Source organism: Streptomyces sp. NPDC036815, assembly GCF_055609205.1.
On the sequence record NZ_JBVJPW010000020.1, the window covers coordinates 97,764 to 123,014 of the forward strand.

20 protein-coding genes and 1 tRNA gene are annotated in these 25,251 nt (G+C 72.6%); 11 read left to right on the top strand and 10 right to left on the bottom strand.

Annotation, left to right across the window (positions count from 1 at the left end; all coding sequences use genetic code 11):
* Positions 1-28 precede the first annotated feature (28 nt).
* Positions 29-1,426, bottom strand: a complete 1,398-nt coding sequence (locus ACZ69I_RS30915) for a GntT/GntP/DsdX family permease (RefSeq protein WP_470835865.1) — start codon at positions 1,424-1,426, stop codon at positions 29-31.
* A gap of 105 nt (positions 1,427-1,531) precedes the next feature.
* The gene (locus ACZ69I_RS30920; protein WP_470835867.1) at positions 1,532-2,038 is read right to left on the bottom strand and encodes a gluconokinase; all 507 of its coding nucleotides are present in this window, start codon (positions 2,036-2,038) and stop codon (positions 1,532-1,534) included.
* Between the two features lie 138 nt (positions 2,039-2,176).
* Between ACZ69I_RS30920 and ACZ69I_RS30925 the strand changes: the two genes are divergently transcribed.
* Both ACZ69I_RS30925 and ACZ69I_RS30930 read left to right on the top strand, forming a co-directional pair.
* Positions 2,177-2,878: a FadR/GntR family transcriptional regulator gene (locus ACZ69I_RS30925; protein WP_470835869.1), complete on the top strand. Its 702-nt coding sequence runs from the start codon at positions 2,177-2,179 to the stop codon at positions 2,876-2,878.
* Between the two features lie 77 nt (positions 2,879-2,955).
* Entirely contained in the window at positions 2,956-3,366 is a 411-nt protein-coding gene (locus ACZ69I_RS30930; protein WP_470835870.1) for a YchJ family protein, read from the top strand.
* Positions 3,367-3,388: 22 nt separating this feature from the next.
* Here the strand turns inward: ACZ69I_RS30930 and ACZ69I_RS30935 are convergent, their stop codons facing one another.
* Positions 3,389-4,672 carry a lipase family protein gene (locus tag ACZ69I_RS30935; RefSeq protein WP_470835871.1) on the bottom strand — a complete coding sequence of 428 codons (1,284 nt, stop codon included), beginning with the start codon at positions 4,670-4,672 and terminating at the stop codon, positions 3,389-3,391.
* A 378-nt stretch (positions 4,673-5,050) separates the two neighbouring features.
* Between ACZ69I_RS30935 and ACZ69I_RS30940 the strand changes: the two genes are divergently transcribed.
* Entirely contained in the window at positions 5,051-7,930 is a 2,880-nt protein-coding gene (locus ACZ69I_RS30940) for a peroxidase family protein (protein WP_470835872.1), read from the top strand.
* Between the two features lie 163 nt (positions 7,931-8,093).
* Here the strand turns inward: ACZ69I_RS30940 and ACZ69I_RS30945 are convergent, their stop codons facing one another.
* A complete protein-coding gene (locus tag ACZ69I_RS30945) occupies positions 8,094-9,656 on the bottom strand; it encodes an acetolactate synthase large subunit (RefSeq protein WP_470835873.1) in 1,563 nt (520 codons plus the stop codon).
* A gap of 72 nt (positions 9,657-9,728) precedes the next feature.
* Positions 9,729-10,772 carry a GlxA family transcriptional regulator gene (locus tag ACZ69I_RS30950; RefSeq protein ID WP_470835874.1) on the bottom strand — a complete coding sequence of 348 codons (1,044 nt, stop codon included), beginning with the start codon at positions 10,770-10,772 and terminating at the stop codon, positions 9,729-9,731.
* A 52-nt stretch (positions 10,773-10,824) separates the two neighbouring features.
* On the opposite strand from ACZ69I_RS30950, the gene ACZ69I_RS30955 reads away from it, so the two are divergent.
* The 5 genes from ACZ69I_RS30955 (at position 10,825) to ACZ69I_RS30975 (ending at position 16,066) form a co-directional block, all read left to right on the top strand.
* Positions 10,825-11,232 carry a cupin domain-containing protein gene (locus tag ACZ69I_RS30955; RefSeq protein ID WP_467680731.1) on the top strand — a complete coding sequence of 136 codons (408 nt, stop codon included), beginning with the start codon at positions 10,825-10,827 and terminating at the stop codon, positions 11,230-11,232.
* A 254-nt stretch (positions 11,233-11,486) separates the two neighbouring features.
* Positions 11,487-11,576 (top strand): K(+)-transporting ATPase subunit F, encoded by a 90-nt coding sequence (gene kdpF / locus ACZ69I_RS30960; RefSeq protein WP_033264828.1) that lies wholly within the window; start codon positions 11,487-11,489, stop codon positions 11,574-11,576.
* An 8-nt stretch (positions 11,577-11,584) separates the two neighbouring features.
* Positions 11,585-13,249, top strand: a complete 1,665-nt coding sequence (kdpA, locus tag ACZ69I_RS30965) for a potassium-transporting ATPase subunit KdpA (protein WP_467680733.1) — start codon at positions 11,585-11,587, stop codon at positions 13,247-13,249.
* A complete protein-coding gene (gene kdpB, locus ACZ69I_RS30970) occupies positions 13,246-15,390 on the top strand; it encodes a potassium-transporting ATPase subunit KdpB (protein WP_470835877.1) in 2,145 nt (714 codons plus the stop codon). Before kdpA ends, kdpB begins: the two co-directional genes overlap by 4 nt.
* A gap of 7 nt (positions 15,391-15,397) precedes the next feature.
* Positions 15,398-16,066, top strand: a complete 669-nt coding sequence (locus tag ACZ69I_RS30975) for a potassium-transporting ATPase subunit C (protein WP_470835879.1) — start codon at positions 15,398-15,400, stop codon at positions 16,064-16,066.
* A 14-nt stretch (positions 16,067-16,080) separates the two neighbouring features.
* Here ACZ69I_RS30975 and ACZ69I_RS30980 read toward each other — a convergent pair whose 3' ends face one another.
* Entirely contained in the window at positions 16,081-16,437 is a 357-nt protein-coding gene (locus tag ACZ69I_RS30980) for an effector-associated constant component EACC1 (RefSeq protein WP_470835881.1), read from the bottom strand.
* 112 nt (positions 16,438-16,549) lie between these two features.
* Between ACZ69I_RS30980 and ACZ69I_RS30985 the strand changes: the two genes are divergently transcribed.
* Positions 16,550-17,578: a glucokinase gene (locus tag ACZ69I_RS30985; RefSeq protein ID WP_470835882.1), complete on the top strand. Its 1,029-nt coding sequence runs from the start codon at positions 16,550-16,552 to the stop codon at positions 17,576-17,578.
* Between the two features lie 60 nt (positions 17,579-17,638).
* Here ACZ69I_RS30985 and ACZ69I_RS30990 read toward each other — a convergent pair whose 3' ends face one another.
* The gene (locus ACZ69I_RS30990) at positions 17,639-19,009 is read right to left on the bottom strand and encodes a glucose-6-phosphate dehydrogenase (RefSeq protein ID WP_470835883.1); all 1,371 of its coding nucleotides are present in this window, start codon (positions 19,007-19,009) and stop codon (positions 17,639-17,641) included.
* A 125-nt stretch (positions 19,010-19,134) separates the two neighbouring features.
* Between ACZ69I_RS30990 and ACZ69I_RS30995 the strand changes: the two genes are divergently transcribed.
* Positions 19,135-21,468: an ATP-binding protein gene (locus tag ACZ69I_RS30995; RefSeq protein WP_470835885.1), complete on the top strand. Its 2,334-nt coding sequence runs from the start codon at positions 19,135-19,137 to the stop codon at positions 21,466-21,468.
* Positions 21,469-21,506: 38 nt separating this feature from the next.
* Here the strand turns inward: ACZ69I_RS30995 and ACZ69I_RS31000 are convergent, their stop codons facing one another.
* Positions 21,507-22,979: a trehalose-6-phosphate synthase gene (locus ACZ69I_RS31000; protein ID WP_470835887.1), complete on the bottom strand. Its 1,473-nt coding sequence runs from the start codon at positions 22,977-22,979 to the stop codon at positions 21,507-21,509.
* A gap of 2 nt (positions 22,980-22,981) precedes the next feature.
* Positions 22,982-23,647, bottom strand: coding sequence for an SIS domain-containing protein (locus ACZ69I_RS31005; protein ID WP_470835888.1), 666 nt, complete (start codon positions 23,645-23,647; stop codon positions 22,982-22,984).
* 172 nt (positions 23,648-23,819) lie between these two features.
* Between ACZ69I_RS31005 and ACZ69I_RS31010 the strand changes: the two genes are divergently transcribed.
* On the top strand, positions 23,820-25,103 hold the full coding sequence (locus ACZ69I_RS31010; protein ID WP_470835890.1) for a caspase family protein: 1,284 nt from the start codon (positions 23,820-23,822) through the stop codon (positions 25,101-25,103).
* A gap of 42 nt (positions 25,104-25,145) precedes the next feature.
* Here ACZ69I_RS31010 and ACZ69I_RS31015 read toward each other — a convergent pair.
* Positions 25,146-25,233 (bottom strand) — tRNA-Leu (locus ACZ69I_RS31015).
* Positions 25,234-25,251: the final 18 nt, after the last annotated feature.

Here is a 25,251-nt window from a genome sequence, read left to right on the forward strand (position 1 = left end):
CCGGACGGGCTGAAACGCGCCCCGGCCGCTAGATGATCAGTGACAGCAGGAGGACAAGCCCTCCCGCCACCACCGAGATGATCGTCTCCATCACCGACCACGTCTTCACCGTCTGCCCGACGTCCAGCCCGAAGTACTCCTTCACCAGCCAGAAACCGGCGTCGTTGACGTGGGAGAAGAAGAGCGAACCCGCGCCGATGGCGAGCACGAGCAGGGCCGTGTGCGCGGTCGACATGTCGGCGGCGAGCGGCGCCGCGAGACCGGCCGCGGAGATCGTCGCGACCGTCGCCGAACCCGTCGCGAGCCGGATGGCGACCGCGATCAGCCAGGCCAGGAGCAGCGCCGGGATCGACCAGTCCTCGGAGAAGTCCAGGATCATCTGGCCCACGCCGATGTCGATGAGCGTTTGCTTGAAGCCGCCGCCCGCCCCCACGATCATCAGCACGCCCGCGATCGGGGCGAGCGACTTCTCGACGGTCGTGGAGAGCCGTTCCTTGGTGAACCCGGCCGCACGGCCCAGCGTGAACATTCCGACGACGACCGCCGCGAGCAGGGCGATCAGCGGAGAGCCGATGACGTCGAAGACGCGCTGCACGGTGGCCGCGGGGTCGTCGACCACGATGTCCACCAGCGCCTTGGCCAGCATCAGGACGACCGGCAGCAGCACGGTGGCGACCGTGACGCCGAATCCCGGGCGCTTCTCCAGATCCTCCGAGGGGCGCTGCGGGATCATCTTCTCGGGGGCGGGAACGTCCACCCAGCGGGCGGCGACCTTCGAGAAGAGCGGGCCGGCGATGATCACCGTCGGAATGGCGACGAGGACGCCGAGCGCCAGCGTGACGCCGAGGTTCGCCTTGACCGCGTCGATCGCGACGAGCGGGCCGGGGTGCGGCGGGATCAGTCCGTGCATCACGGAGAGACCGGCGAGGGCCGGGATGCCGATCCGCATCAGCGAGTAGTTGCCGCGCTTGGCGACCATCAGGACGACCGGGATCAGCAGGACGATGCCGACCTCGAAGAAGAGCGGAAGTCCGATCACCGAGGCGATGAGGACCATCGCCCAGGGCATCGCGCGCCCGCCCGCCTTGGCGAGGATCGTGTCGACGATCTGGTCGGCGCCGCCGGAGTCGGCGAGCAGTTTGCCGAGGATGGCGCCGAGGGCGATGAGCACACCGACGCCTGCGACGGTGGTGCCGAGCCCGCCGGTGAAGCTGGTGATGGCCTTGTCGAGCGGCGCGCCCGCGAAGGCCCCGAGCGCGAGGGACCCGACGGTCAGCGCGAGGAACGCGTGCAGCTTGAACTTGGTGATGAGCAGGACGATGACGGCGATGCCCGCGAGGACGGCGATCCCCAGCTGGGCATGGCCCGCCGAGGTGATCGGCTCGACGGGGTCCGCCGCCAGCATCTCGACGCTGAGATGAGTCACGGTGGGTTCCTTGTACGTGGTGCGGGGTGCGCCCCGTCAGGGGCGCGGGGAACTGCGCGACCGGCCACATGCGGCCCGCAGCGAGAGAACCTCCGGCGGGAGCACTCAGCCGAGTCGACCGAGCGCCTCGACCGCCCGGTCGGCGATCTCCTCCGGGGACCCGGCGACGTCGACGCCGACGCCCACCTCGTCCGAGCCGAGAGGCTCCAACGTGGCGAACTGCGAATCGAGCAGCGCGGTCGGCATGAAGTGCCCCTGCCGGTGCGACATCCGGTCCTCGATGAGGGCCCGGTCACCGGTCAGGTGGACGAAGACGACGCCGGGAGCCGCGGCCCGCAGCCGGTCGCGATAGCTGCGCTTCAGCGCCGAGCTGCTGACCACCCCGCCGAGACCGGCCCGCCCGTGCGCCCAGGCGCCGATGGCGTCGAGCCAGGGCCACCGGTCGTCGTCGGTGAGCGGCGTACCGGCGGACATCTTCCGGATGTTCGCCGGCGGGTGGAAGTCGTCGCCTTCGGCGTACGGAACGCCGAGCTGGTCCGCGAGCAGGGGGCCGATCGTGGTCTTGCCGGTTCCTGCCACGCCCATGACTACGACGACGTGGGGGGTGCTCATCGCTGCCTGCCTCGCTGTCCTCATCGACATCGGTCGGTTGTTCACGTCACTGAAACCCATTAGGTCTGACGAATTCAAGAGCCTGTGACATAAAAGTCTGACTTATTGTTCACGTGTCGCTCCTCGTAGGCTTCCGTCATGACCGCACAGGCCCGAGGGCTGCACTCCCGCGTACTGGAAAGCCTCGGGCCCGCCATCACCGCCGGCGAGTACCCGCCGGGCAGCGTGCTGCGCACCGACGAGCTGGCCCAGCGCCTGGAGGTGTCGCGCTCGGTGATGCGGGAGGCGGTCCGGGTCCTGGAATCCATGCACCTGGTCGCGTCCCGCCGCCGGGTCGGCGTGACCGTGCTGCCCGCCGAGGAGTGGAACGTCTACGACCCGCAGGTCATCCGGTGGCGGCTGGCCGGCGCCGACCGGGCCCGGCAGCTGCGCTCGCTCACCGTCCTGCGGTCCGCGGTCGAGCCGGTCGCGGCGGGGCTCGCCGCCCGGCACGCCACCGCGGCGCAGTGCGCGGAACTCACCGAGTGCGCGCTCGGCATGGTCGCCCACTCGCGCGGACACCAGCTGGAGGGCTACCTGCGGCACGACGTCGCCTTCCACCGGGTCATCCTCAACGCCTCCGGCAACGAGATGTTCGCCCGCCTCGGCGACGTCGTCGCGGAGGTCCTGACCGGCCGTACCGCGCACCAGGTGATGTTCGAGGACCCGGACCCGCCCGCCGTCACCCTGCACGTCAAGGTCGCGGAGGCGGTCAGGGAGGGCGACGCGGCCCGCGCGGAGGCGCTGACCCGGCAGATCGCCCTGGGCGCCCTGGAGGAGCTGGACATCCTCGCCCCCTGAGGCCGCCTCCCTGAAGCCGTCCGCGAGGCCGGGCCCCGTGCCGGACCCGCCTCGCCCGGTCGGCGAGAATGGGCCCCATGTCCCGACGCGCCGCACGCCCCACCACCCCCACGCCCTGCCCCTGCGGGCACCCCCGCCCGTACGAGAAGTGCTGCGGCAGGCTGCACCGGGGCGAGGCCGCCGCGAGCACCCCCGAAGAGCTGATGCGCTCCCGCTACAGCGCCTTCGCCGTGCGGGACGAGGGCTATCTGCTGCGCACCTGGCATCCGCGCACCCGGCCGCCCCGCGTGGAGTTCGACCCGGCGCTGCGCTGGACGGGCCTGGAGATCGGCGCGACCACCGAGGGCACCGCCTTCCACACCACCGGCACGGTCACCTTCCGGGCCCGTTACTCCGACGGCGGCCGCCCGGACTCCCTGCACGAGAAGAGCAGCTTCGAGCGGCTCGACGGCGCGTGGGTGTACGTCGACGGCACCTTCATCGAGTAGCCGGACAGGCGCGGACCGCCGGTCACCGCACGTCCCCGTACTCGCTCAACACCCCCGGCGGAGCCAGCGCGTTGACGTAGTGGCCCGGCCCGTGGTCCTCGAAGGAGTACGTGAACGGGATCGACCGCGTCAGCGCGAGACGGGCCGCGAAGAACGCCAGAGGCGCCACCACCGCGAGCCCCGCGAGGCTGTCCATCTGCGGGTAGTGCAGCCCCGGATCGCGCACCTCGGACCAGCCGCCGCCGCTGCCCGCCCCGCGCGCGAGCGCGGACAGCGAGCGCCCCGCCGCCCGCGCCCTGCGGCCCGCCATCCGGCGCAGCTGCCCGCGCATCAGGTCGCCCGGCAGCGAGACCGCGTCGATCGCCGTCTCCGCCGCGAACGCCAGCGCCCCTTCCGCCGTACCGCGCGGCCTGCGGTAGTGGAACTCGCGGCCGAAGGGGGCGTAGGGGCCGACCGGCCGGGGCGGCAGGGCGGGCACCACGTCGCGGTCGAAGATGTAGCGAAGCAGCCGGTCGCGCAGGACGTGCTCGTCGCGGTCGTTCGTGGCCCGCGCACAGGCGTCGGCGAAGTCCGGCCCGCCCAGCAGCGGCTGGCCGAAGGTGTAGACGGCCCGCAGCCGTTCGGCGATCTCGGCGTAGCGCGGTTCGTGGACCAGGGCGACGCCCATCAGTGCGGCCATCGCGCCGCCGAGGCTGTGCCCGGTGATGTACAGCGCCTCCATCCCTTCGCCGCGCACGCCCTTCTCGCGGGGGTCGACGGATTCGCCGCGCGCGGCCCGGGCCAGGGCCTGCATGATCAGGTGCCGGGTCGCCCGCATGTTGCGGTAGAAGCCCGCGTGCACCTGGTGGCGCTCGCCCGCCAGCTCCACGGTGAGCGTCTCGGGCCGTACGTCGGCGTCCGTGAGGATGCTGATGATGTCCTCGGGCTGGGTGCCGCGGTAGCAGAGGACCACCACGCGCCGGTCCTTGTCCTGGATCAGGTACGCGGCCGACGCGATGTACATGGCGTCCACGCGCTGCTCGAAGACCCGGCAGCGGTTCTCCTCCAGGCCGAGCCGAGACATGATCATGGCGACGGTCTCCGGGTCCCCCTCGTTCCCGAACCCCGCGTACGCGTACGCCGCGCAGGTCGCCATGGTGTGCGGCACCGGACCCGCCGTCCGTGGCGGCCCCTTCTCCGCCGCAAGCAGGTCCACCAGGTCCGGGTGGACGGGGAAGACCGTCCGCCGCCCCGGCTCGCCCTCGGTGGCGCTCTTGTACGGGCGCAGCTCCGCGAAGCTCGGCCCCCTGGCGATGTCCTCCCGCATGGCGTCCCCCACAACGCGCGGCTGTCACACCGGACTTGTGAGCACACCACCGGCCGGGAGCACCGTCAACTCGGCGGCGGCCGGGCCGCCGCCACCCGTCGGGACCCGGCCACCGGGCGCACCCCGCGCATGAGGCTGCTGGGGAGCGAGAGCTCACACGGGGTGTGAAAGAAGGACCCGGCACCGGCCCCCGCACCCGGGCAGAAGCCGCCCACGGGCCCAAACGCGCTGGCCCGCCCGCCAGTTCGAAGCCCGCGGGGGCCCGCGCACATAGGCGGGAACCGCCGCTGCGGGCCGCCGGTGCCGCCAGTAGCGTCTGCCTGCCCCCCTGTGCCGTACGCAGTCCCGCAAGCAGCCGTACGAAGGAAGAGGCGCCCGATGGCCGACACCGGACAGCACCAGCAGAGTCACGAGCGTTACCTGGGCGGCAGCCCGGAAGCCGAACGCCGGCTGTTCCAGCGCCTCGCACAGGAAGTGATGAAGGTCCAGGAGAGGAACCGGCGCGCGGCCGGGGCCGCGGGCATCGAGCGCGCCCTGCACGCCAAGGCCGCACTCGGCGTGGAAAACGCCCGGCTGCGCTTCCACGACGACCTCCCCGCCGACCTGCGCTGCGGCTTCGCCCAGCCCGGCGCGGCCTACCCGGCGACCGTGCGGCTCTCCAACGCCGGCGGCATCCGGCAGGCCGACGGGGCGCCCGACCTGCGCGGCGTCGCCCTGCGCGTGACGGTCTCCGCCGACGAGAGCCACGACCTGCTCGCCACCAACCACCCGGTGTCGCACGCCCGCGACGCCCGCGAGTTCGTCGCCTTCGCCCGGGCCATGGCGGGCGCGACCACACCGCTGAAGAAGGCGTTCGGCCTGTTCGTCAAGCTCCCGCTCGCCGTCGGCCGTACCACCGCCACCCGCATGCGCCGCAACGTCCGGGCGGCCGCCCGGCACCCCGTCAAGAGCCTCGCGGGGGAGACGTACTGGAGCCGCAGCGCCGTCCTGTGGGGCCCCGCGGGACCGGTCCGCTACCTGCTGCGCCCGGTCGGCAACGTCCCGAGCGCAGGCCCCGGCGCCGAGCGCCGCGACCCCCAGTACCTGCGCCGCGAGCTGGAGACCCGCCTCGCCCGCCACGACGTCGTCTTCGACCTGTGCGTCCAGCGGTACGTCGACGAGCAGCGCACCCCCGTCGAGGACGGCTCCGTGGAGTGGCTGGAGTCCGTCGCCCCCGCGCTGCCCGTCGCCACCCTGACCATCCCGAGCCAGGACCTCGACACCGCCGAGGCGCGGGCCGCGGGCGGCCGCGTCGAGGTCATCGGCTTCAACCCATGGTTCACCACCGACGACTTCCGTCCGCTCGGCAACCTCAACCGCGCCCGCAAGTCCGCCTACGAGGCCAGCGCGGCCCACCGCCACGGGCTGCGCTTCGTCACCGAGGAGCCGCTGCGCAACAAGGTGCTCGACGTTCCGGTCGGCGCCGCCTTCCGCCTCCTCAACCGCTATGTCCCCTGGCACAAGCTGCCGTTGGAGGCGAGCCTGCTCAACCTCGTCCTCCTGCGCAAGGCGCTGCGCCGCTTCAACCTCATCGACACCGACGTGCACGAGGCGCCGCCCAGGACCGTGCCCGCGCCCCCCAGGTTCGACGAGCAGCTGCGCACCGTCCGGTCCTACGACGGGACGTACAACGACCTCTCCAGGCCCACGATGGGCGCGGTCGGCGCGCCCTTCGGACGCAACCTCCGGCCGGTCTACCGCCCCGACCTCTTCGACGTCCCGAACCCGGTCACCGTCAGCCGCCAACTCCTGTACCGGGAGACCTTCCTGCCCGCGACCTCGCTGAACGTGCTGGCCGCGGCGTGGATCCAGTTCCAGGTCCACGACTGGGTCAACCACCGGCGCCACAAGCCCGGCGGCAAGGCCGTCGAGGTGCCGCTGCCGCCCGGCACGACCTGGCACAACACCCCCGGCGGGCCCGCCGAGCACGTGATGCGCTTCGCCGAGAACGAGGGCATCGAACTCCCCGGCGACCGGCCGCCCGTCCTCTTCGCCAACGTCGCCTCCCACTGGTGGGACGGCTCCGAGGTGTACGGCGAGAACGAACAGACCGCCAAGTACCTGCGCGAGCCCGACGGCGGGCCCAAACTCCGCCTGGACGAAGGGCACTTGCCCATCGGCCCGAACGGCATCCCGCTGACCGGCTTCGCCGAGAGCTGGTGGATGGGGCTCAGCGCCATGCACACCCTCTTCGCCCGCGAGCACAACGCGGTCTGCGACGCGCTGCGGCACGCCTACCCCTCGATGAGCGCGGAGAGCGTCTACCACACGGCCCGCCTGGTCGTGTCGGCCCTCATCGCCAAGATCCACACGGTGGAGTGGACCCCCGCGATCCTCGCCACCGAGGCCATCGACCTCGGCCTGCACACCAACTGGGACGGCCCGCCCGACAAGTGGCTGCAGAAGCTCGGCCTGTGGCTGCTCGAATCCCACTCGCTGACCGGCATCCCCAGGACGCTGCCGGACCACCACGGCGCGCCGTACTCCCTGACGGAGGACTTCGTCACCGTCTACCGCATGCACCCGCTGATCCCCGACGACTTCGAGATGCGCGAGCACCACTTCGGCCAGCGCCTGGAGACCCTGAACTTCCGCGACATCCAGGGCGGCGCCGCCGAAGCCGCCATCCGCAAGACCGGACTCGCGGACACGCTGTACTCCTTCGGCATCTCCCACCCCGGCGCGATCACCCTCAACAACTTCCCGCGCGCGCTGCAGCAGTTCGAGCGCGACGGCGAGATCATCGACCTCTCCGTCGTCGACCTGGTCCGCACCCGCAGGCGCGGCGTGCCCCGCTACAACGACTTCCGCGAAGGCCTGCACAAGTCGCGCATCCGCCGGTTCGAGGACCTGTCGCAGGACCCCGGGACCGTCGCCCGCCTCAAGGACGTCTACGGCTCGGTCGACGAGATCGACACCGTCGTCGGCCTCTTCGCCGAGAACCCGCCGCACGGCTTCGGCTTCAGCGACACGGCCTTCCGCATCTTCATCCTGATGGCCACCCGGCGGCTGCAGAGCGACCGCTTCCTGACCGTGGACTTCCGCCCCGAGATCTACACCCCGCTCGGCATCGACTGGGTCCAGAAGGGCGGCATGAACTCCGTCCTGCTGCGGCACTGCCCGGAACTCGCCGGGCTGCTGCCGCGCGGGGCCACCGCGTTCGCGCCGTGGCGACAGGTGCAGCCGATGAGCGACGGCGGAACCCGTGCGGGAGGCTGACGGCGACCCCGGGCACCGGGCCTCGCGGACCTGTTCGCGAGGCCCCTCCCGGAGACGGTCCGGCGCCCCCGCTCCGAACTGGAGGAGGCGGTGCTGATCGCGCTGACCGGCCGCACCGGACCGACCGCGGGACGGCGGGCCCTGACGCCGAGAGGCTGACGCGTCATGCCAGGGGCGGTACCGCGCAGCTGATCAGGAACGGGCCCGGCTCCGCCAGGCCGCGCTTCAGCTGGGTCGCGAACTCCTCCGCCGTCGCGGCCCGTTCGGCCGGGACGCCCATCCCGCGCGCCAGCGCGACGAAGTCCAGGGAGGGTCCGGACAGGTCCAGGAGCCGGTGCGCCCCGGCCCCGCCCGCCGCCGCGCCCACCGCGCCGAGCTCCAGGTTCAGGATCGCGTACGAACCGTTGTCGAAGACGACCGTCGTCACGTCGAGCCCCTCGCGGGCCTGGGTCCACAGCGCCTGCAGCGTGTACATCGAGGCCCCGTCCCCGACCAGCGCGAGCACCGGCCGGTCCGGGCAGGCCACCCCCGCGCCCACCGCGAGCGGCAGGCCCTGGCCCATCGCCCCGCCCGTCAGCGTCAGCCAGTCGTGCGGCGGCGCGCCCGCCGTCGCGCCGGGCAGCCACAGGCCGGAGGTGTTGGCCTCGTCCACGACCACGGCCTCCTCCGGCAGCAGCGCCCCGATCACGGCGGCCGCCGACTCGGCGGTCAGCTCACCCGTGGGCAGCGCGGGCCGGAGGGCCTCCTGCCCTGTGGACTTCGCGCCGGGCCCGACCACCTCGGCGAGCCCTTCGAGCGCCGCCGTCACGTCCTCCGGGCCGGCCGCGAGCGTGTGCACCGTGCACCCCTCGGGGGTCAGGGAGCCGGGCTGCCCGGGGTACGCGAAGAAGGTGACCGGCGACGCGGCCCCGGCCAGCACCAGGTGCCGTACGCCCGCGAGTTGGCGGGCCGCGCTCGTGCCGAGGTAGGCGAGCCGCTCGACGGCGGGGCGGCCCGCGCCCCGCTCCAGGCGCGCGGGAAAGGTCTCGCACAGCAGCTTCGCGCCCGTCGCCCCGGCGATCCGCCCCGCGGCCGCGAGACCGGCGCCGCGCGCGGCAGCGCCACCGAGCAGCAGCGCGGTGTCCTCACCGGACCGCAGCGCCGCGGCCGCGCCCGTCACGGCGTCCACGGAGACGAGACCGCGCCGCTCGGGGGCGGGACGCGCGGGGGCGGGCGGCTCGGCCGTCCCCGACCAGGAGACGTCGGCCGGCACGACCAGCGTCGCGACGGCGCCGGGCGGCCCGGCCGCGGCGGCGACGGCGGCCGCGACGTCACCGGCGAGCTCCGTGGCGTAGTACGTACGCCGCGTCCAGGCCGACACCGTGCGGGCCAGCGCCCCGATGTCGGACTCCAGGGGCGCGTCGAGCCGCTTGTGGTGCAGGGCGTGGTCACCGACGACGTTGATCAGGGGCGTCGCGGCCCGCCGCGCGTTGTGCAGGTTCGCCAGGCCGCCCGCGAGGCCGGGGCCCAGGTGCAGCAGGGTGCAGGCGGGGCGTCCGGTCATCCGCCCGTACCCGTCGGCGGCGCCCGTCGCGACGCCCTCGAAGAGGCACAGCACGGGCCGCAGGCCGGGCGTCCCGTCGAGCGCGGCCACGAAGTGCATCTCGGAGGTGCCGGGGTTGGCGAAGCACACGCGGACGCCCCCGTCCACGAGGCCGTTGATCAGGATCTGCGCTCCGTTCGGCATGGCGGTCCGCCTCTGCTCGGTGGCGTGGGCGCGGTGGGCGGCGGTGCCCGGTGCGTGAGGGAGGCCCAGTCTTCACGGGGTCCGGGCCGTGGCGGCAGCCGCGATCCGGCCAGCCGCCGCGGGCACCCGGGGGCCGAACCTGCGCCGGTAGCCGGACGGGCTGAGACCCGTCTCGCGGCGCAGCCGGGCGCGCAGATTGGCCGCGGTGCCCAGACCGCTGCGGTGTGCGACCACGTCGAGGCGTTCCTCACCGCGCTCGATGAGTCGGCAGGCCAGCGTCACGCGCTCGCCGGTGAGCCAGGCGAGCGGCGTGGTGCCGAGCTGGGCCCGGAAGCGGCGGTGCAGGGTCGCGGGGCTGACCCCGGCGCGGGCCGCGAGCCCCGGCACGGTGAGGGGCTCGGCGAGCCGCTCCTGCGCCCAGGCGAGCAGCGGCGCGAGGGACTCGTCCCGCACCTGTGGAACGGGCCGCTCCACGAACTGCCGCTGGCCTCCGTCCCGGTGGGCCGCGAAGACGAGGCGCCTGCTCACGGAGTTGGCGACCTCGGCGCCGAAGTCGGCGCGCGCCACGTACAGGCTCAGGTCGAGCGCGGCCGCGCTGCCCGCCGCGGTGAGGATGTCGCCGTCGTCCACGAAGAGCACGTCCGGTTCGAGCCGCACGGCCGGAAAGCGTTCCCGGAAGGACCGCGCCCACTGCCAGTGAGTGGCCGCCCGGCGTCCGTCGAGGATGCCGGCCTCGGCGAGCGCGAAGGCGCCGGTGCAGAAGCTCATGATCCTCGCGCCGCGCGCGTGGGCGCGCCGGACGGCGTCGAGCACGGCGGGGGCGCGCGGCACGGTGGTGTCGGGCCGGCCCGGCATGATCAGGGTGTCGGCCGTCTCCGCCGCGTCGAGGCCGGGCACGCCGGTGAGGTGGAAGAACCCGTGGTTCATCCGCACCCGGGGCCCGGTGGTGCAGAGCACGAGCTCGTACAGGGCCTCGTCCGGGCCGAGTTCGGGGCGCGGCAGACCGAACACCTCCGTGGCGGCGCCGACCTCGAAGGGGTTGGTGCCCTCGTCGACGACGACCACGACGCGGTGCCGGGACCGGCCCGCCGACGGTTGCGAGGATTCTTGCGGCATACGCGATTTCTAGCACTCGTGGGGGCGGTACGGCACACCGGATGATCACTCCATGAACAGTGAACCCGTCTCCCTGGACCAGGTCTTCTCCTCCTTCGACGCCCTGTGGAGCCCCCGCATCGTCACCTCCGTCAACGACTACGACGTCCGCGTCACCAAGGTCGAGGGCGAGCACGTCTGGCACGTCCACGACGACACCGACGAGTTCTTCCTCGTCCTCGGCGGCGAGCTCCACATCGATCTGCGCGAGCCGGCGGGGGAGCGCAGGGTGACGCTGGCGCAGGGCTCGGTCTTCACGGTCCGGCGCGGCACCGAGCACCGGCCCTCCGCCCCGGACGGCGCCCGGATCCTGCTCCTGGAACCCACCGGCACCCCGACGGTCGGCGACCGCCACGAGGAGGTCCCCGACCACGTGGACGTGACGACGGGCCACCCCTGGCATCCCGGACCGAAGGCGTAGCGGTCCAGGTCAGGGCCCTGGTGCCGGTCAGCGGCGCGCGATCGTAAGAGACCCGTCAAGAGGTCCGCCGACGCCGTATGGAGGGCGTCAACGGACGACGGATGCGGCCGAACGGGCGTTTACCTCTAAGCGTCCGATCAAGCAGTTCCCCGTCTCTTCCGTCAGGAGCCCACGATGGCCGACATGGCCTTCGTCGCCACCACGATCGCGGTCTTCGCGCTGGTGGCACTCGTCGCCAAGGGGGTGACGAAGCTGTGACCGCCGAGAACATCGTCGGCCTGGTCGTGGCCGTCGCCCTGCTGGGCTATCTCGTCCTCGCCCTCGTCTTTCCGGAGAGGTTCTAGGTACGGATATGAGCCCCGTCCTCGCCGGTGTGCTCCAGCTGCTCGCCCTGATCGCGGCACTCTGGCTGGCACACCGTCCGCTCGGCGACCACCTGGCCCGCGTCTACGGTTCGAAGAAGCACCTTCGCGTCGAAAAGTGGATCTACAAGGCCATCGGCGCCGACCCCGACACCGAGATGCGGTGGCCCGCGTACCTGCGCGGTGTCCTCGCCTTCTCGGCGGTCGGCGTCCTCTTCCTCTACCTGCTGCAACGGCTCCAGGGCTCGCTGCCGGGCTCGCTCGGCTTCCGGTCCATCGACCCGGACCAGGCGTTCAACACCGCCGCGTCCTTCGTGGCGAACACCAACTGGCAGTCCTACGGCGGCGAACAGGCCATGGGCCACGTCGTGCAGACCGGCGGCCTCGCCGTGCAGAACTTCGTCTCGGCGGCCGTGGGCATCGCCGTCGCGGTGGCCCTGGTACGCGGCTTCGCGCGCTCCCGCACGGGTGAACTCGGCAACTTCTGGGCCGACCTGGTCCGCGGCACCGTCCGCGTCCTGCTCCCGATCTCCGTCATCGGCGCGCTCGTCCTCGTCGCCTGCGGCGCCATCCAGAACTTCTCCGGCATCCACGAGGTCGGCCAGTTCACCGGCGGCGCGCGGCAGTGGAACGGCGGCGCGGTCGCCTCGCAGGAGGTCATCAAGGAGCTGGGCACCAACGGCGGCGGCTACTTCAACGCCAACTCCGCCCACCCCTTCGAGAACCCCGGCCCGCTCTCCAACCTCTTCGAGATCTTCCTGATCCTGCTGATCCCCTTCGCGCTGACGCGGACCTTCGGCAGGATGGTCGGCTCACTCCGGCAGGGCTACGCGATCCTCGCCACGATGGCGACGATCTGGATCGGCTTCACCGCGCTGATGATGTGGACCGAGTTCCACCACGGCGCCCCGGCCCACGACCTGGCGGGCGGGGCCATGGAGGGCAAGGAGACCCGGTTCGGGGTCGCCGGATCGTCGATCTTCGCGGTGGCCACCACGCTCACCTCGACCGGCGCCGTGAACTCCTTCCACTCCTCCTACACCGGCTTCGGCGGCGGCCTGCAGATGCTCGGCATGCAGCTGGGCGAGATCGCGCCCGGCGGCGTCGGCTCCGGCCTCTACGGCATGCTCATCATGGCGATCATCGCGGTGTTCATCGCGGGGCTCATGGTCGGCCGCACCCCGGAGTACCTGGGCAAGAAGATCGGCACCCGCGAGATCAAGCTGGCGGCCTGCTACATCCTCGTCACCCCCGCCCTCGTCCTCGGCTTCACCGCCGTCGCGATGGCCCTGCCGACCCCGGGCCACTCGATGACCAACTCCGGTGCGCACGGCTTCTCGGAGGTCCTGTACGCGTACACCTCCGGGGCCAACAACAACGGCTCGGCCTTCGCGGGCCTGAACGCCGACACCCAGTGGTTCAACAGCACGATCGGCATCGCGATGCTGCTGGGCCGCTTCCTGCCGATGGTGTTCGTCCTGGCCCTCGCGGGCTCGCTGGCCGAACAGCGGCCGATCCCCGCCACCACGGGCACCCTGCGCACCGAGAAGCCGCTCTTCAGTGGCCTCCTCGTCGGCGCGATCATGATCATCACCGGACTGACCTACTTCCCCGCGCTCGCGCTGGGACCGCTCGCCGAGGGGCTGGCGTCATGAGCACTGACCTGCACGAGAACGACCGGGACGGGGGAGCGGTCGCCACCGCCGACCGCGCCCCCCACCAGAGCGCGCCCACCGGCCACCGCGGCCCCGACGACACCCGGGTCGGCGCGGGCCTCTTCGACCCCGCCCTGCTGCTCAAGTCGCTGCCGGACGCCCTGCGCAAGCTGAACCCGCGCCTGATGGCCAAGTCCCCGGTGATGTTCGTCGTCCTGATCGGCTCGGTGGTCACCACCGCGCTCGCGGCCCTGGACCCGGGGGACTGGTTCGGCTGGGCGATCACCGCCTGGCTCTGGCTGACCACGGTCTTCGCCAACCTCGCGGAAGCCGTCGCCGAGGGGCGCGGCAAGGCGCAGGCCGACACCCTGCGCAAGGCCAAGACCGACACCGTCGCGCGCCGCCTGACGGGCGCCACCGAGGAATCGGTGCCCGGCACCGAACTGCGCGTCGGCGACCTCGTCGTCTGCGAGGCGGGCGACACCATCCCCGGCGACGGAGACGTCGTCGAGGGCGTGGCCTCCGTCGACGAGTCCGCCATCACCGGCGAGTCGGCCCCCGTCATCCGCGAGTCCGGCGGCGACCGCTCGGCCGTCACGGGCGGTACGAGGGTGCTCTCCGACCGCGTCGTCATCGAGATCACGACGAAGCCCGGCGAGACCTTCATCGACCGCATGATCAACCTCGTCGAGGGCGCGGCCCGCCAGAAGACGCCCAACGAGATCGCGCTGAACATCCTCCTCGCGTCCCTCACCATCGTCTTCCTGCTCGCCGTCGTCACCCTCAAGCCCTTCGCCGTCTACGCGGAGGCCGACGACCAGACGTCGATGATCGTGCTGACGGCGCTGCTCGTCTGCCTCATCCCGACGACCATCGGCGCGCTGCTCTCCGCGATCGGCATCGCCGGCATGGACCGCCTGGTCCAGCGCAACGTCCTCGCCATGTCCGGCAGGGCGGTCGAGGCGGCCGGCGACGTCTCGACCCTGCTGCTCGACAAGACCGGCACCATCACCCTCGGCAACCGCCGGGCCGCCGAGTTCCTGCCGGTGCGCGGCACCACCGAGGCCGAGGTCGCCGACGCGGCCCAGCTCTCCTCGCTGGCCGACGAGACGCCCGAGGGCCGCTCCGTCGTCGTACTCGCCAAGGAGCGGTACGGCCTGCGCGAGAGGCACCAGGGCGAGCTGACCGGCGCCGAGTGGGTGCCGTTCACGGCGCAGACCCGGATGTCCGGCGTGGACGTCGAGGGACGCAAGGTCCGCAAGGGCGCGACCGGTTCGGTCATCGCCTGGGTCAGGGAGCGCGGGGGCGAGGTCGCCGAGGACGCGCAGGAGCTGAACGACCGCATCTCGCAGGCCGGCGGCACGCCGCTGCTGGTGGCCCTCGAGGACGCCGAAGGCGCCCGGGTCCTCGGCGTCATCCACCTCAAGGACGTCGTCAAGGAGGGCATGCGCGAGCGCTTCGACGAACTGCGCCGCATGGGCATCAAGACGGTCATGATCACGGGCGACAACCCGCTGACCGCCAAGGCCATCGCGGACGAGGCGGGCGTGGACGACTTCCTCGCCGAGGCCACGCCCGAGGACAAGATGGCGCTGATCAAGCGCGAGCAGGCCGGGGGCAAGCTGGTCGCGATGACGGGCGACGGCACGAACGACGCCCCCGCCCTCGCCCAGGCCGACGTCGGCGTGGCCATGAACACCGGCACCTCGGCCGCCAAGGAGGCCGGGAACATGGTGGACCTGGACTCCGACCCGACCAAGCTGATCGAGATCGTGGAGATCGGCAAGCAACTCCTGATCACCCGGGGCGCCTTGACGACCTTCTCGATCGCCAACGACGTCGCGAAGTACTTCGCGATCATCCCGGCCATGTTCGCCGTGGCCTATCCGAGCCTCGACAAGCTCAACATCATGAACCTGTCGTCGCCGGAGTCCGCGATCCTCTCCGCGGTCGTCTTCAACGCGCTGATCATCGTCGCGCTCGTGCCGCTGGCCCTGAAGGGCGTGCGGTACCGGCCGATGACGGCCGACCGGATGCTGCGGCGCAACCTCGGCGTCTACGGCCTGGGCGGGCTCGTCGCCCCCTTCGTCGGCATCAAGATCATCGACGTACTCCTCTCCCTCCTCCCCGGCATTGGGTGACGTGGCCATGAACAACTCCGTAAAGAACTCCGCCCGGTTGCTGGGGGCGGGCCTGCGCGCCCTGCTCGTCCTGACCGTGATCTGCGGCGTCGTCTACCCGCTCGCGGTGACCGGCGTCGCCCAGGCCCTCTTCCCCGGCAAGGCCAACGGCTCCGAGGTGACGGCGGGCGGCCGGGTCGTCGGCTCCGAACTCATCGGCCAGCGCTACGACCTGCCGCTGAAGAAGGGCCAGGAGACCCCCGAGCCCGACCTCAAGTGGTTCCAGCCGCGCCCCTCCAACGGCCTCGGCGAGAACAGCGTCAACACCCGCTACGAGCTGCTCCTCTCCGGTGCCACCAACCTCGCCGGCGACAGCAAGGAGCTGATCCGGCAGGTGAAGGACGCCAAGGCGGCCGTCATCAGGGACAACTCGACCCCGGGCCACCGGATCAGGCCGCGCGACGTCCCCGCCGAGGCGGTCACGTCCTCCGGCTCGGGCCTCGACCCGCACATCTCCCCGGACTACGCCGACCTCCAGGTCCACCGCGTCGCCGCCCGGAACCACCTCTCCGTACGGCAGGTCCAGAAGCTCGTCGACGACCACACCGACGGCCGGACCCTCGGCTTCATGGGCGAGCCGCGAGTCAACGTCCTGCGGCTCAACATCGCGCTCAAGGAGGTGGCCGCAAAGGGCTGACGGGACGGTCGCGGTCAGGGGGTGGGGTCGGTGTCGCGCAGTACCGTTCGGATGAACTCCTCGGCCCCGGAGATCTGCTGCGCGTCGATCTCCACCTCCTTGCCGTCGGGGTGCCGGACCACGATGGAGAGGTCCGCGCGGCGCTGGCGGATCCAGAGCTGTACGGACGAGACCAGCGCCGCGACCGTACCGCTGCTGACCGAGACCAGCACCAACTCCGCCACGCCCCCCATCCGGTCCGGCTCCGGAGCCTCGCTCCGCAGCCGGATACGCCCCCTCAGCTCGTCCTCCCGCTGAAGCCAGGAATGCAGGTTCCGCGTCAGCGCCGGGTCGCCCGCCGCCTCGCCCGTCACCAAGATCTCGATCGGCATCGTCGCATCCGTTCCCGCGCAGTGCATGGACGTTTGGTCATACTGTGCCCCACGACAACTCGGTCCGGCCGTACGACAATTGGCCCGACCCGGATTCCGAAGTGGTGATGCAGTGCGTACAGCGGTGGCCGCGTTCGACGTGGGCGGCACGAGGACCCGACTGCGCGGCGGATGGACCACGGAGGCGGAGTACACCGAGCTGGTGGTGCGGACCGCCGACCATTCCTCGCTGTCGGACCTGCTGACCGCCTGTCTGCGCGAGGCGGACCTGCGGCCCGAGACCGTGGTGCTCGCGGTGGCCGGACGCGTCCCCGCGCACGGCGACGTGCGGATGACCAACCTCCCCGGCTGGCCGCCGTTCGAGCGTGCCGCGTACGCCGCGCGGCACGGCATCCGGCTGAGCGTCGTGAACGACATGGCCGCCACGGCGCACGGCATGGCGGACCTCGGCGCCGACGAGCTGCGGCCCCTCACCTCCCACGGCCCGGCCTCCCACACGGGCGAACTCCTCGCGGTCTCCGTCGGCAGCGGCGTCGGCAGCGCCCTGCTCGACGGGGCGGGCACGGTGCACGCCGCCGAATCGGGCCACATCGCCTGGCAGCCGGTCGACGAGTTCGAGGCCGGGTACCTCGCGCACCTCAGGACGGAGACCGGCGGAGTCGTCACCGTCGAGGAATCGATCGGCGGCCTCCGCGGCTTCGACCGCATGTACGACTACGTGCGCCGCGTCATCCCGGCCGCTCCCGACGTGCGCGACCGGGTGGCCCGCGCCCGCGGCGCCGGGGCGGCCGTCGCACCGGTCATCACCTCGGCGGCCCGGACCGGCGACCCGTGCTGCCTCGGGATCGTCAGGCTCTTCGCCGCCCTCTTCGGCCAGTACCTGCGCGCGGTGGTCCTGGTGTGCCTGCCCGCGGGCGGCGTCGTCACCCTGACGAGCGGGGTCCTGCAAGCACCCGGCATGGCGGAACTCCTTCGCGAGGAGACGGAGTTCCTCGACCGCTTCATCAGCCCCGGCGCCTGCCACCACGAACTCCTCGCCGAGGTCCCGGTGCAGCTGGCCCTCGACCCGCTGGTGGGGGTGCGGGGCGCCTACCGCATGGCGGTCCGGGCGGCGGAGTCCGGACCGCCCGCGACCCGCTGAGGGAGAGCCCCCGCTGACTGCGTGGTCCCGCCGACGGAGAGGCCCGCCGTCGGAGTGGTCCTACAAGGGGTCGCACCACCCGCCGTCCCCCGGCAGCGCGGCCGACGCGTCCGGTCCCCACGAGCCCCTCGCATAGCGCAGCGGGGCCTCCCGCCGGTCCAGCGCGGGCGCCACGATGCGCCACGACTCCTCCACGGCGTCCATCGACACGAACCGCCCCGTCCTGCCGTGCAGCGCGTCCGAGAGGAGATGCGTGTACGCCTCCCAGGAGTCGCCGGACGCCTGCAGGTCGAAGTCCAGATCCACCGCCATCGGGCCGGGGTCCGCCCCGGGCCTGCGGGCGTTGAGGGTCAGTACGGTGCCGCCCCGGGAGCCGAGCCGGAAGCGGATGCGGGCCGGACCCGGGTCCTCGTGGGTGAACCAGAGGCGGTGCGCGGTCGGTACGAAGTCGACGACCACCTCGATGGCCGTGGCCGCGAGGCCCTTGCCGGAGCGCAGCAGGAACGGGACACCGCGCCACCGGTCGACATCGATGTCGAGACGCAGCGCGGCGAACGTCTCCACCGTCGAGTCGGCGGCCACCCCCTCCTCCGCCCGGTAGCCCGCGTACTGCCCCCGGACGAGCCGTCCGGGATCCACCGGACGCACCGCGGCGAGCGTGCGCGCGATCTCCTCGCGAAAGGCCTGCGCGGTGCCGTCCGCGGGCCGCCGCATCGCCACTATGCCGAGCAGCTGCAGCAGATGGCTCTGGACGACATCGCGGACCGCGCCGATCTGTTCGTACAAGGATCCGCGGCTGTCGACGCCGCGGACCTCGCAGTGCGTGATCTGCACCCGGGAGATCGTCTCCCGGCCCCAGGCCGTCTCCGGGAAGGGATTGCAGAATCGGAAGGCGAGGAGGTTCTCCACCGCCTCCTTGCCGAGATAGTGATCGATGCGCAGCACCGATTCGGCGGAAAAGACCTTGAGAAGCGAATCGTTGAGGACCCGGGCCGAATCGAGGTCCCTTCCGAAGGGCTTCTCCACGAGCACGGCGCCCGGGGGAATTCCGACGGACCCCATCGTCCCGATCGTGGCCGTCGTCTGCGGCGGCGGAACCCCGAGGAAGTACACCGGCCGCTCCGCGCCCCACAGGCTGCGGGCCACCTCCTCGATCGTGCCGTGCCGGGTCGTGTCGCCCTCGACGAAGCGGGTCCTGGCGAGCAGCCGGTGCACCACCCGGCCGTCCGCCGGGCCGCACACGTCGTGGACCGACCCGGCCACGAACGTCTCGAACCCGGCCCGGCCGAGACCCGGCAGCCCGACGGCGACGATCGACGGGACGCAGTTTTCCGACAGCGACAAGCGGTAGAGGGCGGGCCACAACTTCCTGCGGGCCAGATCTCCGGTCGCGCCGAAGAGAACCAAGGCATCCGATGACGCGGTCGTCACGCACCTCCTCAGGGAGAACCCGGACGCTCGCGACCATACCCAAGCCGCCCCAAAGGGACACGTCTCGCGTCGGCGTCCGAGACGTATAATTCGCCCAACTCGCCATGGCGCACGGGGGTGGATCTGTGTCAGCAGGGGAGACCGGTGGAACAGGCGCGGGGGCGCCCGCGCGCGACGCCCCCACGACGGGGGCGCAGACCAGCTGGGAGGGGCTGCGCAGGCTGGTCGACGAACGGGTCGACCGGCGCCGCGGCGGGGACCGGCGCTCCGGCGCGGAGCGCGGCAGGCCGACGGTCGGAACGGTGGACGAGCTGTCCCGGGCCGTCGCGGAGGACCCGGAGTTCGGCCGCAGGCTGATCGACCGCCTGGTCCGGTTCCAGTCGGTCGAAGTACCGCCGCAGGACCGCCCGCCGCTGCCGATACCGCACCAACTGCCGCTCGGCAGGCCCGGGTTCGTCGGTCGCGAGGGAGAACTCCGCGAGCTCGACCTGCTGTTGGCCGAGCCCCAGAAGGCGGGACCGGACACCGCGGTCATCTCCTCCGTCGGGGGAGCTCCCGGGGTGGGCAAGACGGCGCTGATGGTGCACTGGGCACACCGCTCGCGCGCCGCGTTCCCGGACGGGCAGCTGTACGTCAACCTCCGGGGTTACGGGCCGGGCCACCCCCTGGAACCCGCGGAGGTGCTCGCCGACTTCCTGCACGCGCTGGACGTCCCCCCGGCCAAGGTCCCGCAGGAACTCGAACCGCGCGCCGCCATGTTCCGCACCCTGCTGCACGAGCGCCGGATGCTGGTCCTGCTGGACAACGCCCACAACACGGCGCAGGTGTTCCCGCTGCTGCCCGGCAGCTCCACCTGCGTGGTGATCGTGACCAGCCGCAACCGCCTCCAGGGACTCGTCGGGAGCTACGGCGCCCGCAGTATCCGCCTCGACACCCTGACCGCCCAGGAGTCCGTCGAACTGCTCACGGGGATCGTGGGCGACGACCGCGTCCTGCACGAGCGCGGCGCCGTCGAGGAGCTCGCGGCCGGCTGCGGCCATCTGCCGCTGGCCCTCAGCATCGTGGGCGAGCGCGTCGCGGCGTATCCGCAGTGGCCCATCGCCGACCTCCTCGAAGGCCTCGGGGACGAGCGCCACCGGCTCGACACGTTCACCGCGGACGTCGAGGACACCGGCGCCGAACAGCTCGAGGTGCGGGCCGCGTTCTCCTGGTCGTACCGCGCCCTCGGCGCCGGCAGCGCACGCTGCTTCCGGATCATGGGCCTGCACCCCACGGGCGAGTTCAGCCTGCTTGCCGCGGCCGCCGCGACCGGCGACCCCAAGGCGCGCACCAACCTGTACCTGCGCGGCCTGATCGACTGCCACCTCCTCGAACAGGTGGCGCCCGACCGCTTCCGCTTCCACGACCTCATCCACGACTACGCGGCCGAGCGGGCGCACGAGGAGGAGTCCGAGGAAGCCCGGCAGGCGGCCATCAGGCGGTGCCTGCTCTGGTACCTGCACACGGCGGACGCGGCGAACCGGCAGCTGATGCCCCACCGCCGCAGGATCGAGCTCGACGACCTGCCCGACCGGTGCGAACCGCTGCGCTTCGCCGACGGCGCCCAGGCACTGCGCTGGTGCGACACGGAACGGACCCACCTGATCGCACTCGTACGGCAGGCGGTCCACCGCGACCAGGACTCGATCGCCTGGCAGCTTCCGGTGGTCCTGTGGAGCTTCTTCAACGTGCGCAAGCTCCTGAGCGACTGGATCGACACCCACGAGCTCGGGCTCCGCGGGGCCCGGCGCTCCGGCTGCCTCCGGGGCGAGGCCTGGACGCTGAACAGCCTGGGCAACGCCTACCGCGGCACCCAGGAGTTCGAGAAGGCCGTCGAGACCTGGGAGCAGGCCCTGGCGATCCGCCGCGCGATAGGCGACAAGTACGGCGAGGGCACCTCCCTCAACAACCTGGCGGGCGCCCTGCGCCGGATGGGCCGGATCGAGGACTCGATACGCCACTCCACCGACGCACTCGCCATCCACCGCGAGATCCGGGACAGGTGGAACGAGGGCATCGACCTCAACAGCCTCGGCAACGCCTACCGCGACCTCGGCCGGACCGAGGAGGCGATCGGCTGCTGGCTCCGCGCGCTCGGCATCCAGCGGGAGATCAAGGACCTCTTCGGCCAGGGCACCTCGCTCAACCACCTGGGCGAGGCCTACCGGACCGCCGGGCGGGCGGACGAGGCCGTGGCCGCCTTCGACGAGGCCCTGCAGATCAGACGCTCCTTCGGGGACGAGCCCGGGGCCGCGGCGACGGCGGTCAACCTTGGCGCGACGCTGGCCGCCATGGGACAGCTCAAGGAGGCCGCCGTCTACTACACCCTCGCGCTCGAAGACCTGGCGCGGCTCGGCGACCCCCGCACCGAGGCGGTGAACGAAGCCCTCCGGGTGCTCGTCGGCAAGGGCGTGACGTAGCCGGCCCCGCGAGCCCGGCCTGATCCAAACGAAAGGCCCTAGGCCCTGCTGTCGCGGACCTCCGCGAGGTCCGCGAGCTGCGCCCGCAGCCAGCCCTCGGGCGAGGCCGTCGCCAGCGGCGCCCGCATCCGTGCGGCCCTGGCCGCCCGCTCGCCGGGCGGCATGGCGAGCGCCTGCCGGAGCGCCGACGCGGTCGCACGGACGTCCCGCGGGTCGTCGAGGACCACGGCCCCCTCGCGCAGCCGCTCGGCGCTCCCGGTCCGTGCCGACAGGACGACCGCACCGTCCCGCCGGTTCACGAGCACGCCTTCCTGGGCGACCAGGTTCATCCCGTCGTGGACCGAGTTGACGAGCAGGACGTCGTACTCCCGCAGGGCGGCCATGGCGCGCCTCCGGTCCTCGTCCCAGTAGACGGTCAGGACGCCGGGGTGGGCGCGCTGGATGCCCGCGACGGCGTCCCGCACCCGGGCCGCGTACCACGCGTACTCGGGCACCGCGGGCCGCGACGGGGTCAGACAGCAGACGAACCTGACGCGGCGGCGCAGCTCGGGGTGCTCGTCGAGGAGGAGCGCGAACGCCTCGAAGCCCCGCAGGACGTTCTTCGCCGGGTCGAGCCGGTCGACGCGCACCAGCAGGCGCGCCCCCTCCCGCAGCCCACGCAGAGTGGCGGACCACCGCTCCGCCTCCGGCGTGCCGAACACGTCGGTCAGGTACTCCCGGTCGGGCGGCGCCGGATAGCGGCGCAGCAGCGTCCGGCCGCCCGCGTGCCGGACGGTCCCGGCCCGGCGGTCCACCTCGCACCCGGCCTCCCCGGCGAACCGGAGGAAGGAGTCCGCCCACCGCTCGCACTGGAAGCCGAGCACATCCGCCGCGAGCATGCCGCGAAGCAGCAGCCCCCGGGCGGCGCGCGGCAGCACCGCGAGCGCCTCGGGAGCCGCGAACGCGGCGTGCAGGAAGAGGCCCACCGTCTGCTCGGGCAGCCGGGCGCGGAGGAATCCGGGGGCGGTGAGGAACTGGTAGTCCTGGAAGCAGACGACACTGCGCGGGTGGCAGGCGTCGGCGGCCGCGGCGGCGACGGCCCGGTTCACCCGCTGGTACGCGCGCAGGGCGGAGCAATCCCGCGGCGGCCCGGGGCCGTCGGAGCCGAGGGGGCGCGGCAGGTCGTCCCAGAGGTCGTGGAGCGCGTACCAGAGCCCTCGTACGCCCGCGTCCTCGTAGTACCGCCGGTACTCCGCGGGCGGGCAGGGGACCGTAGAGAACCCGTAACCGAGCCCGAGCCGGGCGAACCGGCCGTCCGTCGTGGCCCGCCGGTCCTCCTCGCTCGTCGACGGTGCCAGCCAGCGGACCTCCTCGCGCAGCGCCCGCGCGGCCCGGTCGAGCAGCGAGGTCACGCTGCCCGGCCGGTGCTCCGGGACGGGTCCTGACGGGGTGGGCCGGAACGTCACCGGGCCGCGGTCGGACACGAGCACGACATCGGCCGCGCCCGCCGTCCGGGCGGGCCCCCGCGCCACCGTCAGCCCTGCGTTCCGTCGAGCGAGGGAGCCAGGATGTCGCGGGTGTGGCCCCGCCCCGTGCCGAGGGCGAGAGCCAGCGAGTGCACCAGGCCCAGATGCACGGTCTCCACCACGCCGTACACGCGACTGTCCACCAGGAGGGGCACGTCGACCAGGGCGGCGGCCCCGCCCCCGGAGCCGCCGAGCAGCCCGACCGAGCGCACCCCGCGCGCCCGCGCCGTCTTGAGGCCTTCGATGATGTTCGGGGAGTCGCCGCTGACGCTGATCGCCACCACCACGTCGCCGGGGGTCAGCAGGCGCGCGAGCTGCTCGGAGAAGACGCGGTCGTATCCGATGTCGTTGGCCAGGGCGGTGAGCAGGGGCGTGTTGCCGGTGAGGGCGTGCGTGCGCAGGCCCGCGGCGTGCGGGCCCGACGTCATGGCGAGGTCGGACGCCAGGTGGCCCGCCGTGGCGGCGCTTCCGCCGTTGCCGATCGCGTAGAGACAGTTGCCGCCGGCCCTGACCGAGTCCAGCAGTCGTACGGCGGCGGCGAAGCTGTCCGGCTCCAGGGCGAGGGCGGCATCGGCCACCAGCTGCTGGAACGCCGTGCAGACGGCGGACGCCCGGTGCGTGCCGCCCTCATGCCCTAACCCGTCCGAGTTGTCCACCACATCCGCGCGTCCCATGGCGACCCCCACCTGTTGCAGTCGGTTTCGGATTCGCCAGCATGCCCGAAACCTCGGACAGCGGTAAGAGCGCCGCCCCTCAAATGAGTTGCGTCGCTATCATTTGGGCAGTGGGGCGGTGCAGCAAGAGGGGGACGACGTGAGGTTGGCCGGTGGCTCAAACTCGCAGGCGGTGCTCATCGGATGCAGCGACTACGACGACGTCGCGCTCCCGCCGCTCCCCGCGGTGCGCAACAACCTCGACGACCTGCGGGACCTGCTCGCCGGACCCGGCAACTGCGCACTCCCCGACGAGCGGTGCACCCTGCTGCACGACGTCAGGGAGCCCCAGCGGGTGGGCGAGGCGCTCAGCCGTGCCGCGAGCGGGGTCGAGGACATGTTCCTCGTCTACTTCGCGGGCCACGGCGCGCTGGACGACCAGGGACTGCTGCACCTCCTGCTCAGCGGGAGCGACACCAAGCTGCTCGGCTGGTCGAGCCTGCGCTTCGACCTGATCCGCCAGGCACTGGCGTACGCGCCGGCCAGGAACCGCGTGCTGCTGCTCGACTGCTGCTTCTCGGGACGGGCCATCGACACCATGGGCGACGCCGCCTCGCTCTACTTCGGCCAGCTGGAGATAGCCGGAACGTACGTCCTTGCCTCCGCCCCCGCGAACACCCCGGCCCGCGCCCCGCTGGGCGAGCGGCACACCCTGTTCACCGGCGAGCTGATCAAGTTCCTCCGCGAGGGCTCCGCGGCCGAGCCGGAACTGCTCACCCTGGGGGCGGCCTACCGCCACACGGCCCGGACCCTGGCCGCGAAGGGGGAGCCGAGGCCGCAGTGGCGCGGCACCGGGACCAGCGACCAGCTGGCCCTGGCGGCGAACGCGGCCTTCCGCCCGATGGCCTCCGACGACGTGCCCGAACGCCTGCGCGGCGCCCTGGAGTTGGCGGAGTCCGGCGACCTGGCGGGAGCGGTGGACGCGCTGCGCGTCCTGACGCGGCAGTGCGTCCAGGTCCTCGGCGCCCGCCACGACTTCACGCTCCTCGCCCACCAGGCCCTGGCGCACGCGGAGGGGGAGAGCGGCCGCGCCTGCGATGCCGCGGCGCGGTACACCCTGCTGGCCGACGAGCTGGCCGCCGAGCGGGGCCCACAACATCCGGACACCCTCCAGGCGCGCCACGAACAGGCCCGCTGGACCGGCATCGGCGGGGACCCCGCGGCCGCCGCCCACCTGTTCGCCGAGCTCTCCGTCGACGCCTCGGGCGCGCTGGGCCCCGCGGACGTCCGCGCGCTCAGCTGCCGCTGGCAGCACGCCCACTGGACCGGTGTGAGCGGCCACCCGGACCGCGCGGCGGCAGCCTTCGCCGAGCTCGCCGAGAGCTACGGCTCCACGCTGGGCGAACGACACGACGACACCCGGGCGGCCCGCCGCAACCACACGTACTGGCGGGACGCGCCACTCTCCGGCGGCTGACGCCGAAAATGCAGAAGACCCCTGATGAACAGGGGTCTCAGCTGGTGTCCGAGGGGGGACTTGAACCCCCACGTCCGATAAAGGACACTAGCACCTCAAGCTAGCGCGTCTGCCATTCCGCCACCCGGACAAGGTGTCTGTCTTCGCG

Coding starts and splice junctions, on each gene's coding strand:
- ACZ69I_RS30920 (WP_470835867.1), bottom strand. CDS start 2,038: ATGAGCACCCCCCACGTCGTCGTAGTCATGGGCGTGGCAGGAACCGGC.
- ACZ69I_RS30925 (WP_470835869.1), top strand. CDS start 2,177: ATGACCGCACAGGCCCGAGGGCTGCACTCCCGCGTACTGGAAAGCCTC.
- ACZ69I_RS30930 (WP_470835870.1), top strand. CDS start 2,956: ATGTCCCGACGCGCCGCACGCCCCACCACCCCCACGCCCTGCCCCTGC.
- ACZ69I_RS30935 (WP_470835871.1), bottom strand. CDS start 4,672: ATGCGGGAGGACATCGCCAGGGGGCCGAGCTTCGCGGAGCTGCGCCCG.
- ACZ69I_RS30940 (WP_470835872.1), top strand. CDS start 5,051: ATGGCCGACACCGGACAGCACCAGCAGAGTCACGAGCGTTACCTGGGC.
- ACZ69I_RS30945 (WP_470835873.1), bottom strand. CDS start 9,656: ATGCCGAACGGAGCGCAGATCCTGATCAACGGCCTCGTGGACGGGGGC.
- ACZ69I_RS30950 (WP_470835874.1), bottom strand. CDS start 10,772: ATGCCGCAAGAATCCTCGCAACCGTCGGCGGGCCGGTCCCGGCACCGC.
- ACZ69I_RS30955 (WP_467680731.1), top strand. CDS start 10,825: ATGAACAGTGAACCCGTCTCCCTGGACCAGGTCTTCTCCTCCTTCGAC.
- kdpA (WP_467680733.1), top strand. CDS start 11,585: ATGAGCCCCGTCCTCGCCGGTGTGCTCCAGCTGCTCGCCCTGATCGCG.
- kdpB (WP_470835877.1), top strand. CDS start 13,246: ATGAGCACTGACCTGCACGAGAACGACCGGGACGGGGGAGCGGTCGCC.
- ACZ69I_RS30975 (WP_470835879.1), top strand. CDS start 15,398: ATGAACAACTCCGTAAAGAACTCCGCCCGGTTGCTGGGGGCGGGCCTG.
- ACZ69I_RS30980 (WP_470835881.1), bottom strand. CDS start 16,437: ATGCCGATCGAGATCTTGGTGACGGGCGAGGCGGCGGGCGACCCGGCG.
- ACZ69I_RS31005 (WP_470835888.1), bottom strand. CDS start 23,647: ATGGGACGCGCGGATGTGGTGGACAACTCGGACGGGTTAGGGCATGAG.